At 53.0% G+C, this 3,299-nt stretch carries 2 rRNA genes; both read left to right on the top strand.

The features are described 5' to 3' along the window. Window positions 1–145 precede the first annotated feature (145 nt). Window positions 146–3,041: ribosomal RNA gene (locus CIK96_RS03235) — 23S ribosomal RNA — on the top strand. Window positions 3,042–3,142: 101 nt separating this feature from the next. Further along, window positions 3,143–3,255 (top strand): 5S ribosomal RNA (gene rrf / locus CIK96_RS03230). The last annotated feature ends 44 nt before the right edge of the window (window positions 3,256–3,299 follow it).

Here is a 3,299-nt window from a genome sequence, read left to right as displayed (position 1 = left end):
TCCTTGAAATAGAGGAAAGAGATCTTTGACATATTGACACAAGCAAGACTGTAGATTAGATAATAAATCAGAAATCAACAGCTGAAAGTATGAGCACTTATGCATACGGCCGCCTATAGTTATAGGAAAGTATGCTTAAGTCAAGGCGAAAGTAAGTCAGGGCGCATGGTGGATGCCTTGGCTCACGGAGGCGATGAAGGACGTGATAAGCTGCGATAAGCTGCGGGTAGGAGCAAATATCCCTTGATCCGCGGATTTCCGAATGGGACAACCCATCAGGCTGAAGGCCTGTTATCCCTGCGTAGGCAGGGAGGCTAACCGAGGGAACTGAAACATCTTAGTACCTCGAGGAAGAGAAAATAACAATGATTCCCCCAGTAGTGGCGAGCGACCGGGGAAGAGCCCAAACCTGCTTTGTGGCAACGCATGGCAGGGGTTGTAGGACCGCGCCGTGGTACTTGCAATGTGAGAAGAAGTATCTGGAAAGTTACATCATAGAAGGTGATAATCCTGTATTCGAAACTACTGCGAGACCTAGCGGTATCCTGAGTAACGCGGGACACGTGTAATCCTGCGCGAATCCGCCGGGCCCATCCGGCAAGGCTAAATACTCCCGTGAGACCGATAGCGTACCAGTACCGTGAGGGAAAGGTGAAAAGTACCCCTATAAGGGGAGTGAAAGAGTACCTGAAACCATGCGCCTACAAGCGGTCGGAGCTGCTATAAGCAGTGACGGCGTGCCTTTTGCATAATGAACCTACGAGTTACCGTCACAGGCGAGGTTAAGGAAGAGGACTTCCCGAGCCGCAGTGAAAGCGAGGCTGAACAGGCCGTATAGTCTGTGGAGGTAGACGCGAAACCGAGTGATCTACACATGTCCAGGATGAAGTCCCGGTAACACGGGATGGAGGTCCGCACCGATAAGCGTTGAAAAGCTTCCGGATGAGGTGTGTGTAGGAGTGAAAGGCCAATCAAACTCGGAGATAGCTCGTACTCCCCGAAAGGCATTTAGGTGCCGCGTCACATGATCTGTATGAGAGGTAGAGCGACCGATAGGTCAAGAGGGCTTCACCGCCTATCGCGACCTGACGAACTCCGAATGCTCATACACCGCAGTGTGGCAGTAAGGGGGCGGGTGCTAAGGTCCGTCCCCGAGAGGAGAAGAATCCAGACCGCCGTCTAAGGTCCCCAAGTTCTGTCTGAGTTAGTCTAACGAAGTGTGGTCTCCGTGACAGCTAGGATGTTGGCTTGGAAGCAGCCATTCATTCAAAGAGTGCGTAACAGCTCACTAGTCGAGAGACCGTGCATGGATAATAATCGGGTATAAGACAGGCACCGAAGTCGCGGGATAGTAATGATAAAAGTATCGGTAGGGGAGCATTCCTGCGGCGTTGAATGGGAAAGGACGACTTTCCCTGGAGCTTCAGGAAAAGCAAATGTAGGTATAAGTAACGATTAGGGGTGTGAGATCCACCCCCGCCGTACGACTAAGGTTTCCCGGGCAATGTTAATCATCCCGGGGTAAGTCGGGTCCTAAGTCTAAGCCGAACGGCGAAGGCGATGGCTGACACGGTCAATATTCCGTGACTTCCTTATGGAGTGACGTGGAGACGCAGTCGTGACACTGCCGCGGGGAAACGGAATTCCCCGTTAAAGGATGTAGGCATTGAGGGAGGCAGGCAAATCCACCTCCCGAGCTGAACTCCGACAGTACGGCACTCTCTCCGGAGAGCGCCGACAGCGCAGGTAATCATACTGCCGAGAAAATCCGCTAAACTTAATCCATAGGGAACCCGTACCGCAAACCGACACAGGTAGTCGGGTAGAACATACTAAGGCGTTGAGAGATTCACGGTTAAGGAACTAGGCAAACTGACCCCGTAACTTCGGGATAAGGGGTCCTCCAGCAATGGAGGCGCAGAGAATAGGTCCAGGCAACTGTTTAGCAAAAACACAGGGCTGTGCAAACTCGCAAGATGAGGTATACAGCCTGACACCTGCCCGGTGCCGGAAGGTTAAGAGGAGATGTCACCGCAAGGGAAGCATTGAATTGAAGCCCCGGTAAACGGCGGCCGTAACTATAACGGTCCTAAGGTAGCGAAATTCCTTGTCGGGTAAGTTCCGACCTGCACGAATGGTGTAATGATCCGGACGCTGTCTCAACCGTGAGCTCAGTGAAATTGTAGTATCGGTGAAGATGCCGATTACCCGCGATGGGACGAAAAGACCCCGTGAACCTTTACTACAGCTTAGCATTGACCTTGGTCATCGGATGTGTAGGATAGGCCGGAGGCATTGAATCATGCGCGCCAGCGTGTGTGGAGCCATCCTTGAAATACGGCCCTTCTGCTGCCTGAGGTCTAACGCGCTTAGCGCGGACACTGCTTGGTGGGTAGTTTGACTGGGGTGGTCGCCTCCAAAAGCGTAACGGAGGCTTCCAAAGGTGCCCTCGGGCCGATTGGTAACCGGCCTTATAGAGTGCAATGGCATAAGGGCGCTTGACTGGGAGGCAGACATGCCGAGCAGGCAGGAAACTGGGGCATAGTGATCCGGCGGATCCGTATGGAAGGTCCGTCGCTCAAAGGATAAAAGGTACTCCGGGGATAACAGGCTGATCCCCCCCAAGAGCTCATATCGACGGGGTGGTTTGGCACCTCGATGTCGGCTCGTCACATCCTGGGGCTGGAGAAGGTCCCAAGGGTTGGGCTGTTCGCCCATTAAAGTGGCACGCGAGCTGGGTTCAGAACGTCGTGAGACAGTTCGGTCTCTATCTATCGTGGGCGCAGGAGTCTTGAGGGGACCGGCCACTAGTACGAGAGGACCGTGGTTGACCGACCTCCGGTTTACCGGTTGTGCCGCCAGGTGCACCGCCGGGTATCCGCGTCGGGTTCGGATAAGCGCTGAAAGCATCTAAGTGCGAAGCCGGCCTCAAGATGAGGACTCCATTGAGGGTCGTCGAAGACTACGACGTTGATAGGGTGCAGGTGTAAAGACAGCGATGTCAAAGCCGAGCACTACTAATTGCCCGAAAACTTTTGTCTGAGGCGATACTTTCAGATGTTGGTTCTGTATCTGTGATACAGTTTGCTTGTGTGCGATTGTCAACCTATACCGGCTGTATGTGATACGGCTGAGAGAATTATCAGGTGGCTATTGCGGTGGGGTTCCACCTCTTCCCATTCCGAACAGAGAAGTTAAGCCCACTTGCGCCGATGGTACTGCAATGCAATGCGGGAGAGTAGGAGGCCGCCATCTTTTACAAAGCACCTTGTTTCAGCAATGAAGCAAGGTGCTTTTTT

The sequence above is a fragment of the Prevotella sp. P4-98 genome (genome assembly GCF_002251405.1).
Classification (GTDB): Bacteria; Bacteroidota; Bacteroidia; order Bacteroidales; family Bacteroidaceae; genus Prevotella.
The sequence above is the reverse complement of the archived record's forward strand: the minus strand, read 5'-3'. Positions and strand labels throughout refer to the sequence as shown.